A 16,300-nucleotide genomic window follows, 5' to 3' on the forward strand; every position below is an offset into this window, starting at 1 on the left:
CCGTCGGTCAGCGTCCGGGGGCGGGGATGGTGCGGGAGCGGCCGCGGAAGGCGGCCACCGGGGTGCCGTCGTCGGTGGTGACGGTGATGTCGTAGACGGCCGAGCGGCCCGCGGCGGCGACCAGGCGCCCCTCCGCGACGAGGGTCTGCCCGGCGCGGGTGGCCGCGAGGAAGTTGACGTCCACGCCGGAGGCCACGGTGAGGGTGGAGCCGTCCGAGGCGGGGTCGTTGCACGTCAACGCGAAGCACGTGTCCGCGAACGCGAAGACGGCGCCGCCGTGGGCCAGGCCGAAGCCGTTGTGCTGGTCCTCGGTGAGCGTCATCCGGATGCGCGCGTGGTCCTTCTCGGCGGCCTCGAGGGTGACGCCGAGCCACCGCGCCACGCGGTCCTCGGCGAGCATGGGGTGGTGGGCGGTCTCGGTCATGGGCGGGCCTCCCTGCCGGCACGGGCGCGCCGGCGCGGCGGCGCATAGAATTACTGAACGATCATTAGGTAACTATCTGGATGTGACCCACGTCAAGTCCGGTCCGGTGTGTGACGCGCCCCGCCCTGCCGCCGCCGGGGCGAGGCGCACCGGGACCCTGTGCGCGGGCCCTGCCCATCGTGTCCGCGGCTCCTGTCTAGGGTGACGGCATGGTGACCTTCGCGCCGGACCGCGCCTCCTTCATGCTCAGCCCCTCGGACATCACCGCCGCCGCCACGTGCACCTACGGGTGGCTGCGCGGGACGGTGGACCCCAAGCTCGGACGCGCCTCGTGGATCGGCGTGGCGGACGCGTTCCTCGAGCGGGTCTCCCGCCTCGGGGACGAGCACGAGTCCCGCGTGCTCGCGCGCCTCGAGGCGGAGCACGGCGCGGACCAGGTGATCCGGCTCGCCCGCCCGGAGCGCTACACGCCCGAGGGCGTACAGGCCGCCCGCGAGCGCACCGCGGCGGCGTTGGCCGCGCGCCCCGCCGTCGTGTTCCAGGGGATGCTGCACGACGGCGCGTTCGGCGGCCTGGCCGACTTCCTCGTGCTCCGCACGGACGAGGAGCACCCCGAGGGCGCGTACGAGGTGGTGGACACGAAGCTGGCCCGGCATGCACGGGTGACCGCGCTGCTGCAGATCGCCGCCTACGCGGACCTGCTGGACGGCATGGGCGTGCCGCGGGCGCGGCAGGGCAGCCTGTGGCTCGGGGACGGTTCCCGGCACGTCGCGGACCTGGACGAGGTGATCCCGGTGTACCGGCACCAGCGCGCCCGGCTGGAGGCGCTGCTGCAGGATCACGTGGCCGCCGGGCAGCCCGCCCGCTGGGGTGACGACCGCCTGAGCGTCTGCGGCGCGTGCGAGGAGGCCGTCGCCGAGCACCGGGACGTGCTGCTCACGGCGGGGGCCACGCGGTTGCAGCGCACCCGGCTGCGCGAGGCCGGCATCACGACCATCGAGCAGCTCGCGGCGTCCGTCGCACCGCCGGAGGGCATGGCCCGTCGCACGTGGGAGGCACTGCGGGAACAGGCGGCGATCCAGCTGGAGCCGGCCGGGGCGGACGGGCTGCCGCCGCATCGGATCGTGGACCCGCGCGCCGTGGCGGGGCTGCCCGTGCCGGACACCGGAGACGTCTTCTTCGACTTCGAGGGGGACCCGCTGTGGGTCTCCGCGGACGGGAGCATGGAGGGCCTCGAGTACCTGTGGGGATGGGTCGAGGCGCCGGGCGGGGACACCGCGCGCACCGCCTCGGCCGACTTCCGGTTCACGGGCCTGTGGGCGGACACCCGTGCCGCCGAGCGGGCGGCGCTCGAGCAGTTCGTGGCGTTCGTGGAGGCGCGGCGCGCGACCCACCCGGGGATGCGGATCTACCACTACGCCGCGTACGAGGTCACCGCGCTGAAACGCCTGACCGTGCGCCACAGCGTGGGCGAGCGCGAGCTGGACGACTGGCTGCGCGCGGGGCTGTTCGTGGACCTCTACGCCACGGTCCGCGCCGCCCTGCGGGCCGGTGTGCCGAGCTACTCCATCAAGAAGCTGGAGCCCCTCTACATGGGGGCGGAGCACCGGGCGGAGGACGGCGTCACGACGGCGGCGGACAGCGTCACCGAGTACCACCGGTACGTCGCCGCGATGGAGGCCGGGGACACCGAGGTCGCGCGGGCGATCCGCGCCGACATCGAGGACTACAACCGGTACGACTGCGTCTCCACGGCGCGGCTGCGGGACTGGCTGCTGGCGCAGGTCGAGCCCGAGGAGACGGCCGTCGCGGACCGTCCCGCCGACGACGCCGCGACCGGGGACGAGCCGCTGGTCGAGGCCGCGCCGTCGCTCCAGGAGCAGGACGCGGCCCTCGCCGCCTCGCTGCAGGCGCTGGCGGGCGTCGAGAGGGACGAGGCGGGCGGGACGGGGGCCCCGGAGACGGAGCTCGACGGCGGGCCGCGCGGTATCGCCCTGCTGGCCGCTGGCCTGGGCTACTTCGCGAGGGAGAACAAGCCGCTGTGGTGGGCCATGTTCGATCGGGCGGTGTCCGCCCCGGACGAGTGGCAGGAGCCGCGCGCGAACCTGGTGTTCGACACCGTCGAGTCGGTGGGTGCATGGGAACGTCCCACCCCGCGGAGCAACCCCGCCCGGACGCTGACCGTGACCGGGCGCCTCGAGCCGGGCACCGAGGTCCGGCCGCGTCGGAACAGCAAGGAGAGGTTCAAGCTCAACGCCCTGTACGAGCAGCCGCCGCGCTGGGCGGAGCTGGCCCCCAACGCCGTCCGCTGGCAGAGCCGATCGCCCGTGGACGTGACCGAGGTGGAGGAGATCGCACCGGGCCGGTTCCGCGTCAGCCTGCTGCAGCGCCTCAGCGCCAAGTACGAGCCGGAACCGCACGCAGAGGTGCCCATGGCGGTGTTCCACCTCAACTATGTCCGGCCCGGCGGCCTCCTCGAACGCATCCGGGAGCAGGCCGCCGAGGCCGCCCGCCGCGGCCGGCTGCCGGACGGAGCGGTGTTCGGCATCCTGGCGCGCCGTGCCCCGCGCACCACGGGCCGGACCCTCGCCGCGATCGGGGCGGACGTACGAGACGGCCGGCGGGACGGCGTCGGCGGCCTGGTCGAGGCGGTCGAGTCCGCACGCGGCTCCTACGTGGCCGTGCAGGGCCCTCCCGGCACCGGCAAGACGTTCGTGGGCAGCCGCGCGGTGAAGGAACTCCTGGACCGGGGCTGGACGGTCGGTGTCACGGCCCAGTCCCACGCGGTGGTGGAGAACTTCCTCGACCAGCTGATCGGCGTCGGTGTGGACCCCGACCGCGTGGGCAAGGAGCCCAAGGACCCGGACGAACCGCACCGCTGGACGTCCCTGGGCTCATCGGAGGTCCATGCCTTCCTGGCACCGGGCCGGGTCCTGGGCGGCACCGCGTGGACCTTCGCGAACGCCGCGGCCCAGCCGGTCGACCTCCTGGTGGTGGACGAGGCAGGGCAGCTCTCCCTCGCGCACCTCCTGGGCGCGAGCGCCCTGGCCGAGACGGTGCTGCTGCTGGGTGACCCGCAGCAGCTCCCCCAGGTCAGCAGGGGCGAGCACCCCCAGCCCATCGGCGACGCGGCCCTGACCTGGATCGCGGAGGGCGCCCCCGTGCTCCGCCCCGACCGCGGCTTCTTCCTGGACACCTCGTGGCGCATGCACTCGGCGCTCACCCGCGCGGTCTCCGAGCTCTCCTACGCCGGCCGGCTCGGCGCGCGGGAGGAGGTCACGGACGCCCGCTGGCTCGACGGCGTGGAGCCCGGTCTGCACCCCTGGCCGGTCTCCCACACGGGCAACGCGGTGTCCTCGCCGGAGGAGGCCGCGGCCGTCGTCGAGATCATCCGGTCACTGCTCGGCCGCACCTGGTCCACCGGCCCGGACGACCCCGGCCGGCCGCTCGTGCCGTCCGACGTGATCGTGGTGGCCCCGTACAACGCGCAGGTCGCCACGGTCCGGCAGGCACTCGACGCCGCCGGTCTCGAGGGCACCACCGTCGGCACCGTGGACAAGTTCCAGGGCCGGGAGGCCGCCGTCGCGATCCTGACGATGGCGGCGTCCTCACCGCAGGAGGTGCCGCGCGGGCTGGACTTCCTCCTGAACCGGAACCGGCTCAACGTGTCGATCTCGCGCGGACAGTGGGCCGCCTACCTCGTCCACTCCCCCGCCCTCGCGGACGCGCTGCCCACCAGGCCCGAGGACCTGCCGATGATCGGCGCGTTCCTGCGGCTCGTGCACCGCTGACTCAGTCGGCGGCGCCCTGGCGCAGCAGGAACCGCTGCAGCTTGCCGGAGGGGGTCTTGGGCAGTCGGTCCACGAAGTGCACCCGGCGCGGGTAGGCGTGCTTGGAGTACTCGTCGCGGACCTTGGCCTGCAGCTCGGCCGCCAGGGCGTCCGGGTCCGCGACGGCCCCGGCGGGCACCACGAACGCCACGACCTCCTCACCGCGCACCCCCTCCGGGTCCGGCAGGCCGACGACGGCCACGTCCTGCACCCGCGGGTGGTCGATGAGCACGGACTCCACGTCGAACGGGCCGATCCGGTACCCGGCGGCGAGGATCACGTCGTCGTCCCGGGAGGAGAAGAAGAACCAGCCGTCGTCGTCCTGCCGGGCGGTGTCCCCGGTCAGGTACCAGCGGCCGTCCGGGGTGAAGCGCTCCGCGGTCTTCTCCGGCTCCCCGAGGTAGCCGGGGAACCAGAACAGGGGCGAGGCCGCGTCGATCGCGATCTGCCCGTCCCGGATCTGGGCGGCGATCCCCGGCAGGGGCACACCCATCGAACCCGGACGGGGCGGCGCGGCCAGCTCAGGGTGCGCAAGGGTGCAGATGACCATGCCCAGCTCGGTCTGTCCGTAGTGGTCGCGGATCTCCGTGCCGAGGGCCGCCCGGCCCCACTCGAGCACGGACGGCGGCAGCGGCTCCCCCGCCGTGGACACGCGCCGCAGCCGCAGCGGGGCGTCCTCGGTGACCTCCCCGGACTTGGCCAGCGCGCGGAACATCGTGGGGGCGCCGGCGAGGTTCGTGACGTCCTGCGAGCGGATCACCTCGACCATGGTCGCCGGGGAGAACGCGCCGCGGTACTGCACCGAGGTCGCCCCGAGCACCAGCGTGCCGACGATCCCGTAGTACAGCCCGTACGCCCAGCCATGGTCGGCCGCGTTCCAGAACAGGTCCTCGGGGCGCAGGTCCACCGCGCACGTGAGGTAGACGGCGAACGCGGCGGCCGCGCGCAGCGGCACGGGCACCCCCTTGGGGCGGCCGGTGGTGCCGGAGGTGAACAGCAGGGCGATCGGCCCGTCCCCGCCGACGGCGACGTCCTCGGCCAGCGGTGCGGAGTCCGCGAGCGCGTCCCACTCCGGGCCGGTGCGGATGATCTCGATGCCGGGGATGTCCGTGAGCTTCTCGGCCTGACCGGGTTCGGCGACGACGAGCCGCGCCGCCGCGCCCTCGATGCGCATCCGTGCAGCGCCCTCGGCGAACGCGGTGAACAGCGGCACGTGCACGGCACCGAGCCGCCACAGGGCCAGCAGCGTGATGACGAGCTCCTCCCGCTTGGACATCATCACGGGCACCCGGTCGCCGCGCGTGACGCCGCGGGCGGCGAGGCCGGCGGCGAGGCGGCGGGAGCGGTCGGCCAGCTCGCCGAAGGTGAGGTCGACGGCGGACATGTCCTCCGCCACGAACCGAAACGCCACGGCGTCGGCCGGCCAGCGGTCGCAGAGCAGGTGGGCGGCGCAGGCGTCCGGGGTCTCGACGTCGGCGACCCACCCGGCCATCAGCCGGTCGATCGTCCCGGCCTCGCTGGCCTGCCCGGTCCGTTCCGTCATCTCGGTCTCCTCATCCCTCTCGGCACGCCGACGCCGGGCGACGGCGACGTCAGCCACGGTAGGCCCGCCGCGCCCCGGGCCACCGGGCGCGTCCGCATGTTGCACTGGCCACTCCGTCGCGGTCGGGGACGGACCCGGTCGTCGCCTTCGTCGGGCGTCCGCGGCGCCTGCCAGAATGGGGGCCATGACCTCGCAGCCCGCGCCCGCGTCCACCGCCCACCGTCGTTCCCTCGCCGAGGCCGGCATCGCCCTCGGCCCCCTGGACGGCCGCTACCGTGCGGCGGTGGAGCCGCTCGTGGAGCACCTGTCCGAGGCGGCGCTGAACCGCAACCGCATCCACGTCGAGGTCGAGTGGTTCATCCACCTGGCCGAGCACCGCGTGCTGCCGGGTCTCGAGCCGCTCACGGCCGAGCAGCAGGCGGGCCTGCGGGCGATCGTCACGGACTTCGACGCGGACTCCGTGGCCGAGCTGGCGGCCACCGAGAAGGTCACGGTGCACGACGTGAAGGCCGTCGAGTACTTCATCGCCGACCGCCTCGAGGGGCTGGGCCTGGGCCGGCTGAAGCCGCTCGTGCACTTCGCGTGCACCTCCGAGGACATCAACAACCTCGCCTACGCCGTGGGTGTGCGCGACGCCGTCGAGCAGGTGTGGCTGCCGGCCGCCCGCGCCGCCGTGGCCACCGTCTCCGCGATGGCCGCCGAGGCCGCCGAGACCCCCATGCTCTCCCGCACGCACGGCCAGCCGGCCACGCCCACCACGCTGGGCAAGGAGATGGCCGTGTTCGTGCACCGTCTGACCCGCCAGACCCGGCGCATCGCCGGCCAGGAGTACCTGGGCAAGATCAACGGCGCCACCGGCACCTACGCCGCCCACCTCGCCGCCGCCCCGGACGCGGACTGGCCGGCCCTCTCCCGGTCCTTCGTGGAGCACCTCGGCCTCACCTGGAACCCGCTGACCACCCAGATCGAGTCCCACGACTGGCAGGCGGAGCTGTACGCCGACGTCGCGCGCTTCAACCGGATCCTCCACGGCTTCTGCGTGGACGTGTGGAGCTACATCTCCATCGGCTACTTCGCGCAGATCCCCGTGGCCGGCGCGACCGGCTCCTCCACCATGCCGCACAAGGTGAACCCGATCCGCTTCGAGAACGCGGAGGCCAACCTCGAGCTCTCCTGCGCCCTGCTCGACTCGCTGGGCGCCACCCTCGTGGAGTCCCGTTGGCAGCGCGACCTCACGGACTCGACGTCGCAGCGCAACATCGGCGTGGCCCTCGGCCACTCGGTGCTCGCCCTGACCAACGTCACCAAGGGCATGGGCCAGCTCCAGGTGGCCGAGCCCGTGCTGGCCGAGGACCTCGACACGAACTGGGAGGTGCTCGGCGAGGCCATCCAGACCGTGATGCGCGCCGAGGCGATCGCCGGCGTGCCGGGCATGGACAACCCCTACGAGCGCCTCAAGGAGCTGACCCGCGGCCACCGCGTGGACGGGGCGCGCATGCGCGAGTTCGTGCAGGGCCTGGGCCTGTCCGAGGACGCCGAGGCGCGCCTGCTGGAGCTGACCCCGGCCGGGTACACCGGCGTGGCGGCGGAGCTGGCCAAGGAGTTCGGGCCGGCGCAGGACTGACGCCCAGGTCTCGATCCGAGGACAGGATGGTCACGACCTGAGCACACCTCTGGTGTGGCGTGCGCCACGCGGGCAGGCTGAGGGCGTTGCCGCCACCCGGCGGCCACGACCCGCCGCAGAGCACGCCCCGAGGAGACCTGATGTCCGCTCGCCGCACCACCCGCCCGCTGTCCACCGCCCTCGCCGCCGCCGTCCTGGCGGGCGGCCTCGCCGCCACCGCGGCCACCCCGGCCTTCGCCGCCCCCGCCGAGACCACGGACGGGTGGCAGAACGGGCACTTCGTCGGGGGCACCTTCGGCTCCACGGAGCTCTCGCCCCTGACGGGCCGCTTCTACACGCAGCACGCCGTCAAGGACGTCCGCGTGACCGTGGCGCCGTTCTACCCGTCCTTCACGGATCTCGAGGAGATCTCCTATGACGTCCCCGGTGAGATGGGCCCGGAGACGGATGTGGAGTTCACCTACGACGCCGAGCTCGAGACCGGCTACGTGGACGTCCTGGAGCAGCGTCGGGTCCTCGGCGAGGAGGGCACCGCCGGCGCCGTCTTCACCCTCTACGTGGACGGGAAGGCCACCGCGACTCTGGTGTTCGGGGAGGACCGGAACCTCGGCGACGACGTCCCCGGCATGTTCCTGGACGCCAGGGGCCCGCAGGCCTACGAGTTCGGCGGACGCCCGACGGTGGACCACCAGACCCACCTCGCCGCTCCCGGATCCCGCCTGGTCCGCCTGCAGGGCAACTCCAGCGGCGACGTCGCCGGCGTGGCCACGCTGACCGTCACCGAGCAGCCGGAGCACGGCACCCTCGTCGAGCTGCCCCGCGTCGGCGACCCCGCGAACTGGACCCCCGACGGGGCGAACGGCAGCTTCGCCAGCACCGTCTACGTGGCGGACGAGGGCTTCACCGGCACCGACCAGGCCGTCTTCACCCTCACTGACGGCAGCACCGGCGAGCAGAAGACGCTCGTCGTGACGTTCTCGATCGGGGACCCGCGGGCCGCCGACCCCCACCTGGGGGTCCAGGGCACGGGTCTCCCGTTCGACGAGGCCCGCGTGTGGGAGGCCCTCGAGGCCCAGGGCGAGGACGACGCGTCCGAGGCACCCGCACCGGAGTCCCCGGCGACCCCCGCCCCGGATTCGACGGACGCCCCGGAGGCCTCCGAGCCCTCGGAGCCCGCCGGCGAGCACACCGTCCCCGAGACCGTGGAGACCGGCTCCGGCCAGGCCTGGTGGCTGGCCGCGCTGGGCGCCCTCGGCGCCGGCGGTCTCGTGGCCGCGCGTCGCCGGTTCGGCCTGACCCGCTGAGACCGCGGGGCGGCGCGCACTTCCCCCACGCGCCGCCCCGCACCCCCGGCCCCGGTCGCCCGTCGGTGGCTGGGTGCCGCCCGACAGGGGACGATGGGCGGGTGCTGCTTCCACTTCTCCCCGTGTGGCTGCTGTCCGCCACCCCCAAGGACCCTGCCGAACTCGAACGGGACGTGCCCGAGCCGATCGACGCGCACGGCGAGCTCGCCGACGCGATCACCGCGGCGATCACCGCCGTGGACCTCGTGGGCGTGTTCTTCTTCGCGATCTCGGGCGCCGTCCTCGCCGTGCGCAAGGGCTACGACATCGTCGGCTCCCTGCTGCTGGCCCTCATGGTCGGCACGGGCGGCGGCGTCGTCCGCGACCTCGTGGTCGGCCGGGACGTTCCTGCCGCGTTCGACAATCCCTGGTACCTGATCCTGCCGGCGGTCGCGTCCCTGGCGGTGTTCCTCCGGATCTTCGACGGCGAGCGCGGCCACCACGCCGTCATGGCCTTCGACGCCATCGGCCTGGCCGTGTACTGCGTGGTGGGCACGCGCATCGCCCTGCTCGCCGGCCTGAGCCCGGTCGCCGCCGCGGTGCTGGGCCTGGTGACCGCCGTCGGCGGCGGCATCCTGCGCGACGTCGTCGCCGGGGAACCGCCCGCCGTGTTCGGCGGGCGCGGCTGGTACGCGCTGCCGGCCATCCTCGGCGCGGGCACGACGGCGGCCCTCGGCCAGGTGGAGCTCCTCGGCCCGCTGACCTCGGCGGCGGTGATGGTGCTCGTGCTCGTGCTGCGCGTGGTGTCCATGCGCCGGGAGTGGCTCGCCCCGGGGGCCGAGATCTCGGGGGAGACCCAGCGCCAGCGCATGGATCCGCATGACGAGCCGCCCGTGCCGGACATCCGCGACCGCAAGGGCAGGGACGGGCCGCCCGCCGACCCCGGTGAGGACGGCCCCCCGGCGAACGAGGAGACGCCCGGCACCGTCGAGGACGGCACCCCGGGGACACCCGGGTGAACAAACGAGCCACCGCGCGGGCCGCACGGGACAATGGCCGGTGACCCCCGGACCCGATGGAAGGAGCCGCCGTGGACGTGCAGCAGTTCTTCGCCACCCTCACCGACGTCCCGTGGCTGCTCACGACCCTGGACCTGATCGGGATCTTCTTCTTCGCCACCTCGGGGGCGCTGCTGGCGGCGCGCAAGCAGTTCGACCTGGTGGGCTCGATGGCGCTGTCCCTGCTGGCCGGGCTGGGCGGCGGCTTCACCCGGGACATCCTGCTGGACCGCGGTCTGCCCGCGTCCCTGGAGAACCCGGTCTACCTGGCCCCGCCCGTGCTGGTGTCCCTGCTCGTGTACGTGAAGGTGATCCACCCGAACCGGCTGAACCTGACCATCACCCTGTTCGACGCCGCCGGGCTCGCCCTGTTCACGGTGTCCGGTGTGCTGCTGGCGCACTCGATGGGCGTGCACCCGGTGTCCACGGTGGTGATCGCGATGGTCACGGCGCTGGGCGGCGGCGTGCTGCGGGACATCGTCGCCAACGAGGTCCCGTCCATCTTCGACCCCCGCGGCGTCTACGTGCTCCCCACGTTCCTGGGCGCGGTGCTGGCGACCGTGGTGGCGATGAACGGCGCGCTCAACGCGTTCACGGGCTTCCTCATCGCGTTCCTGATCTTCGCGGTGCGGATGATCGCCTACCGCTACCAGTGGCGGTTCTTCGGCGCGGAGATCTCCCAGGACAAGGAGTCCCTCGAACGTCTGCGGCGCCTGGCCACGCAGGCGCAGGAGGCGGCCGCGCGCCGGGTGGAGCGCACCCTCGAGCGCCAGCTGCGCTCCCCCGGCGCCCCCGCCTTCCCCGACGACGACACGCACGGGTCCTATGGACCGCGGGAGGAATACGAGGACCAGGTGCGGGTGGACGACTACGACCCGCAGACCCAGACGATCACCGTCGTCGACCCCGCCTCACACCAGCAGGTGCGCCTGGACCGCGGCACCGGTGTCATGGACGTCACCGACCTGCGCACCGGGCGCACGCGCAGCTTCGACGACCCCGAGCACGACTGGATCGCGGACGACCCGGAGGACGAGAAGGGCTGAGCGACGGGGTCGGGCCGGCCGCGGACGACGTCGTGATGGCAGGCGCCTCGACATGGCGTCATGCGCAGTCGACGTCGGGGCGTCCCTCCTCCTCAGACAGGACCCGGCGGAGCACCTCGAGGGCATGCCGGACGCGCTGATCCACCCGGTCGCCGTCCGGCACCACGGCGCACACCGCGTTCGGAGGTGTGGGGTCTGCCACGGGTATCTCCACGAGGCCGCGCGCGGCGGGCTGCTCGCCCGGCAGCGTATAGCGCAGCGACCAGCCGAGGCCAGCCCCGACGAGGGAGGCGACCGTGGCGAGGTTGTTGCTGGACCACCGCAGCGTCGGCTCGACGCCCGCGGCGCGCATGAACTCCAGTGACCGCTCCGTGCTGGGCGGCAGGTCGATGAGGATGGCCGGCTCCTGAGCGACGTCCGCGAAGGCGACCTCGTGCGCGGCGGCCAGCCGATGCCCCTCGGGCAGCATCACCTTCAGCTGCGCCCGGGCCACTTCGATCGATCGCAGCCCCGGTGCCTGCTGACGGCTGAACATGACGGCCATCTCGAGTCGACCCTGCAGGACCTCCCGCTGCAGGTCCGTGGCCGCCCCCTCCCGGTAGTGCAGCGTGACCCGCGGGTGCCGTCGCGAGAAGTGCTCTGCGAGGACCGGGACGGCCTGCGGCGAGAGGGAGGGCACGCATCCGACCTCCAGGTCTCCGGCCAGCTCACCGGGCATCGCCGGCACCGACGCCTCCATCTCGTGGACCAGCCCCAGGATCCGCCTGGCCTGGACGGCCATGCGGTGGCCCGCCAGGGTCGCGGCGACCCCTTTCGCCGGCTGGCGGACGAGGAGGGGGACGCCGAGGCGTCGCTCGCATTCCGCCAGGGCCATGGACACGGTCGCCTGCGTGACATGCAGTCGGGCGGCAGCCGCCGTCATCGACCCTTCGTCGATGACGGCGACCAGGTACTCCATGTGTCGCAGGGTGATGCCGACCATCGACTCCTCCTATGGGTTGACGTGAGTGAATTGATTATCCCTGATATGAGATCTGCACCACAGTGGAGGGGACCGCCGGACGAGAGTGAAGGACAAGGACATGTCGACAGGACTGCGCGGAACACAGGTGATCACCCTCGGCACCGCCGGAGGCCCGCGCTGGTGGCGCCACGGCGGAGGGACGCCCCGCGCCGGCATCTCCACGGCCGTCGTGGTCGGCGGGGCGGTCTACCTCATCGACTGCGGCTACGGCGCCGGTCGTCAGCTGGTGCGGGCGGGATACGGGCTCGACGACGTGGAAGCCGTCTTCCTCACCCATCTCCACTCCGACCACATCGTCGACCTCACCGCCATCGCACTGTTCAGCACCTTCGAGATCACGCAAGACGACCGGGACGCCATCCGCCTGATCGGGCCCGGAGACCGCGGGGCGCTCTATCCGACCAGTCCTCACACGACGGCGGCCCCGACGCCGCTCACCCCCCACGACCCGACCCCGGGGACCGCGGAGACCCTCCGGCGGATCGTCGCCGCGCACGCGACCGACCTCAACGAACGCATCCTCGACAGCCTGCGGCCCTCACCGCTGGACCGCATCCACGCCCACGACATCGTCCTGCCCTCGAACATCGCCTTCGACCCGGATGCCGAGCAGCCCCCGGCGATGGACCCCTTCGTCGTCTTCGAGGACTCCCGGGTGCGCGTCTCGGCGATCCTGGTCGAACACCCTCCCGTCGCACCGGCCTACGGCTACCGCTTCGACACCGACGAGGGGTCCGTCGTGGTCTCCGGTGACACCGCCGCGACCGACAACATGCGCCGTCTCGCCGACCGGGCGTCCCTGCTCCTCCACGAGGCCATCGACTTGGACTGGCTCGTGGCGAAGTTCCCCGACCCGGAGAGCCCCCAGGCCCACGCCATCCGCAGCCATCACGAACGCGCCCACACGTCGGTCGCCGACGCGCTCAGGATCGCTGACGACGCCGCGGTCGGCTCCCTCGCTCTGCACCACCTCGTCCCCGGCACGTCCGGCGCCTCGCTGGGCCGGCAGCTCGAGGGCCACCACCCCTTCAGCAGCACGGTCCCCTCAGACCTCCAGGTCATCCCCCTCGCATCCCGCTGAGTCTCGCGCCGTCGCATCCACAGGAGGCCCCATGTCGACCGACACCCGCACTGCCACGCCCCACACGAGGGGCTCCACCCGGAGAGGGGACAGGCCCATGCCCGTCCCCCGCGACCCGCACCCTCTGGTGGCCCCGCTCCCGCTCCTCGCCCTCATCGCCCTGGCGAGCGCGTCGACGCTTTCCTGGAAGATCGGGATGATCCTCCCGATCGTCGCGGGGATCGTGGTCGCGGCCGTCATCGGCAGACTCACAGGTCACAGCTGGAAGGACATGGAGGCCGCCATGACCGACGGCGTGAGCCGCGCAATGCCGGCCGTCTTCATCCTCCTCATCATCGGCATGATCATCGGGACGTGGATCAGCGGCGGCGTCATCCCCACGCTCATCCACTACGGCCTCGAGTTCATCAACCCCACGTTCTTCCTCCCGATGGCCTGCCTCGTCACGGCCTTCATCTCCCTGGTCCTCGGCAGCTCGTTCACGTCCATCGCAACGGTCGGCCTCGCGTTCATGGCCATCGGAGGGGGCATGGGCGTCCCGCTTCCGATCGTCGCCGGCGCCGTCATCTCGGGCGCGTTCTTCGGCGACAAGCTCTCCCCGCTGTCCGACACGACCAACGTCGCGCCGGCGATGGTGGGCGAGGGGCTCTTCGACCACATCCGCCACATGCTGTGGGACACGATCCCCGGCCTGGTCCTGAGCGCCGGCCTCTTCTGGTTCATCGGCCTTCGGGTATCTCCCGGCGGCGACGTCGACACGGCCGCACGGGACACGATCCAGGCGGGTCTCAGCGGCCAGTTCACCATCCACCCGGCCCTGCTCCTCGTCGTGCTCGCCACCCTGGTCATCATCGCCCTGCGGGTCCCGGCGATCCCCGCCCTCGTCCTCGTCGCAGCGCTGGGCGGGCTCTCAGGGGTGCTCGTCCAGGGCCGCCCGGTGGGCGCCGTCCTGAAGGACGCCACGACCGGCTACACCTCCACCACCGGTCAGGAGTCCGTGGACAGCCTCCTCACCAACGGCGGGGTGGCCTCGATGTTCATGACCATCGGCCTCGTCATCGTCGCCACCGCCCTGGGCGGCCTCCTGGAACGGACCGGGGTCTTCCGCGCCCTCATCGATCCGCTGGTGCGCCGGATCCGACGGACGGGCTCCCTCATCGCGGCGACCGTCATGGCCTCGTTCCTGGTCGGGTTCTCCACCGGCGCCCAGTTCCTGGCGGTGATCCTCCCTGCCCGGGGCATGGTCGACGCGTATCGCCGCATGGGGCTCTCCCCCCTGAATCTCTCCCGCGCCGTCGAAGCCGCCGGGACGGTGGGCATCAACCTGGTGCCCTGGGGTGTGCCGGCCGTCTTCGCCGCCGGAGTGTTCGGCCTCGAGCCGATGGAGTTCATCCCCTGGATCCTCTTCGCGTTCATCGTGCCGGCCCTCAACGTGCTGTACGGCTACACCGGCCTCAGCATCAAGCGGATCACACCGGTCGAGGTCGACCTGGAGGACCCCAGGGACTGAGGGGTGCGGTGGGCCCGACGCCGGGCCGCGCACGCGCACCCCGCGGACAGGTCTATGCTGAGAGTCCATGACCGGCACGCATGAGACCGCCCGCCCTGCCAGCACCACCACGGAGGCCGCGGCCTCCGGCCCCCTCCACCGCGTCGGATTCGACCGCGCGAAGTACATCGAGCTCCAGTCCCAGCACATCCAGGAACGCCGCCGCCAGATCGGCGGGAAGCTGTACCTGGAGATGGGCGGCAAGCTCTTCGACGACCTGCACGCCTCCCGCGTCCTGCCCGGCTTCACCCCGGACAACAAGATCGCGATGCTGGACCGCATCAAGGACGAGACCGAGATCCTGGTGTGCTTCAACGCCAAGGACCTCGAGCGGAACAAGGTCCGCGCGGACCTGGGAATCACGTACGAGGACGACGTCCTGCGCCTCGTGGACGTGTTCCGGGAGCGCGGGTTCCTGGTGGAGCACGTGGTGGTCACGCAGCTGGAGGACGCCAACCACCGTGCGCTGGCGTTCCTCGAGAAGCTCGAGCGGCTCGGCCTGAAGGTGGCCCGCCACCGCGTGATCCCCGGCTACCCGCACGCCATGTCCACGATCGTCTCGGAGCAGGGCTTCGGCGCCAACGAGTGGTCCGAGACCACGCGGGACCTCGTCGTCGTGACGGCCCCCGGCCCGGGCTCCGGCAAGCTGGCGACGTGCCTGAGCCAGGTGTACAACGACCGGCAGCGGGGCATCCCGGCCGGCTACGCGAAGTTCGAGACGTTCCCCATCTGGAACCTGCCGCTCGAGCACCCGGTGAACGCCGCCTACGAGGCCGCCACCGTGGACCTGGACGACATCAACCTGATCGACCCGTTCCACCTGGCCGAGTACGGCGAGCGGGTGACGAGCTACAACCGCGACGTCGAGGTGTTCCCGCTGCTGTCCGCGCTGCTGGAGAAGGTCACGGGCACCACCCCGTACAAGTCCCCCACGGACATGGGCGTGAACATGGCCGGTGCGGCGATCGTGGACGACGAGGTGTGCCGCCGCGCCGCGGAGCAGGAGATCATCCGGCGCTACTACAAGGCTCAGGTCAACGAGGCCCTGGAGGGCGCGGACGACACCGAGTCCGAGCGCGTGGCCCTGGTGATGTCCAAGCTCGGCCTGAGCTCGGAGGACCGCCCGGTGGTGGGTGCCGCGCAGCTGGTGGCCGAGCGCACCGGCGAGCCCGGCGCGGCCGTGCAGCTGGCGGACGGCACCCTGGTGACCGGCAAGACCTCGGAGCTGCTGGGCTGCTCCGCCGCAGTGCTGCTCAACGCCCTCAAGGTGCTGGCCGGCATCGAGGACGACGTGCACCTGCTCTCCCCCGCCTCGATCGAACCGATCCAGACGCTCAAGACCGTGCACCTGGGCTCCAAGAACCCACGGCTCCACACGGACGAGGTGCTGATCGCGCTGTCCGTCTCCGCGGCGACCGACCAGAACGCGAAGGCGGCCGTCGAGCAGCTGGCGAGCCTCGAGGGCTGCGACGTGCACACGACGACGATCCTCGGCTCCGTGGACGAGGGCATCTTCCGGTCCCTGGGGATGCTCGTGACGAGCGAGCCGAAGTTCCAGAAGAAGGGGCTGTACCGGAAGCGGTGATCGTCGCCGTTCGCGAGACCGCACCGCCGGGCCGCTTTTGCTACTACGCAGACGCTGAAGCGGCCCGGCTTTTATTCTGAGATCAAGGTGCCAATCGCATTACGTCTCGGCCACCAATATTGACCGTCCAGATCTCAGGAACAATGCAATTGCCCAGGGCCCCATACACGTTTAAGGTGCCGCACTAAAGCACGCACCCCTTTGAGGCCAAATTCACCGTATCGACAAATCCCAGGAGCGCTTGGAGCGCATG

11 protein-coding genes are annotated in these 16,300 nt (G+C 72.3%); 8 read left to right on the forward strand and 3 right to left on the reverse strand.

Annotation, left to right across the window (positions count from 1 at the left end; all coding sequences use genetic code 11):
• Positions 1-7: 7 nt before the first annotated feature.
• The gene (locus O3T09_RS03600; RefSeq protein WP_020624995.1) at positions 8-424 is read right to left on the reverse strand and encodes a PaaI family thioesterase; all 417 of its coding nucleotides are present in this window, start codon (positions 422-424) and stop codon (positions 8-10) included.
• Between the two features lie 209 nt (positions 425-633).
• On the opposite strand from O3T09_RS03600, the gene O3T09_RS03605 reads away from it, so the two are divergent.
• Entirely contained in the window at positions 634-4,215 is a 3,582-nt protein-coding gene (locus tag O3T09_RS03605) for a TM0106 family RecB-like putative nuclease (protein WP_269295374.1), read from the forward strand.
• Position 4,216: 1 nt separating this feature from the next.
• Here O3T09_RS03605 and O3T09_RS03610 read toward each other — a convergent pair whose 3' ends face one another.
• Entirely contained in the window at positions 4,217-5,797 is a 1,581-nt protein-coding gene (locus O3T09_RS03610; RefSeq protein ID WP_269295375.1) for an AMP-binding protein, read from the reverse strand.
• 184 nt (positions 5,798-5,981) lie between these two features.
• Between O3T09_RS03610 and purB the strand changes: the two genes are divergently transcribed.
• From purB to O3T09_RS03630, 4 genes are all read left to right on the forward strand, one after another.
• On the forward strand, positions 5,982-7,421 hold the full coding sequence (purB, locus tag O3T09_RS03615) for an adenylosuccinate lyase (RefSeq protein ID WP_269295376.1): 1,440 nt from the start codon (positions 5,982-5,984) through the stop codon (positions 7,419-7,421).
• Between the two features lie 140 nt (positions 7,422-7,561).
• Positions 7,562-8,725 (forward strand): hypothetical protein, encoded by a 1,164-nt coding sequence (locus O3T09_RS03620; RefSeq protein ID WP_269295377.1) that lies wholly within the window; start codon positions 7,562-7,564, stop codon positions 8,723-8,725.
• Between the two features lie 101 nt (positions 8,726-8,826).
• Complete coding sequence (locus O3T09_RS03625) at positions 8,827-9,723, forward strand: trimeric intracellular cation channel family protein (RefSeq protein ID WP_269295378.1); 897 nt, start codon at positions 8,827-8,829, stop codon at positions 9,721-9,723.
• A gap of 71 nt (positions 9,724-9,794) precedes the next feature.
• Entirely contained in the window at positions 9,795-10,808 is a 1,014-nt protein-coding gene (locus tag O3T09_RS03630) for a trimeric intracellular cation channel family protein (protein ID WP_269295379.1), read from the forward strand.
• A 58-nt stretch (positions 10,809-10,866) separates the two neighbouring features.
• Here O3T09_RS03630 and O3T09_RS03635 read toward each other — a convergent pair whose 3' ends face one another.
• Complete coding sequence (locus O3T09_RS03635; RefSeq protein ID WP_036313896.1) at positions 10,867-11,790, reverse strand: LysR family transcriptional regulator; 924 nt, start codon at positions 11,788-11,790, stop codon at positions 10,867-10,869.
• Positions 11,791-11,890: 100 nt separating this feature from the next.
• Between O3T09_RS03635 and O3T09_RS03640 the strand changes: the two genes are divergently transcribed.
• The 3 genes from O3T09_RS03640 to O3T09_RS03650 all read left to right on the forward strand — a co-directional run bounded on the left by O3T09_RS03640 (position 11,891) and on the right by O3T09_RS03650 (position 16,047).
• Positions 11,891-12,913 (forward strand): MBL fold metallo-hydrolase, encoded by a 1,023-nt coding sequence (locus tag O3T09_RS03640; protein ID WP_036313894.1) that lies wholly within the window; start codon positions 11,891-11,893, stop codon positions 12,911-12,913.
• Between the two features lie 97 nt (positions 12,914-13,010).
• Positions 13,011-14,423 carry a Na+/H+ antiporter NhaC gene (gene nhaC / locus O3T09_RS03645; protein WP_269295380.1) on the forward strand — a complete coding sequence of 471 codons (1,413 nt, stop codon included), beginning with the start codon at positions 13,011-13,013 and terminating at the stop codon, positions 14,421-14,423.
• Positions 14,424-14,490: 67 nt separating this feature from the next.
• A complete protein-coding gene (locus tag O3T09_RS03650; RefSeq protein WP_269295381.1) occupies positions 14,491-16,047 on the forward strand; it encodes a DUF1846 domain-containing protein in 1,557 nt (518 codons plus the stop codon).
• Positions 16,048-16,300 lie beyond the last annotated feature (253 nt).

Origin of the sequence: Micrococcus sp. H39-S4 (assembly GCF_027158145.1) — a bacterium.
In the GTDB taxonomy this organism is placed as follows: Bacteria; Actinomycetota; Actinomycetes; order Actinomycetales; family Micrococcaceae; genus Micrococcus; species Micrococcus luteus.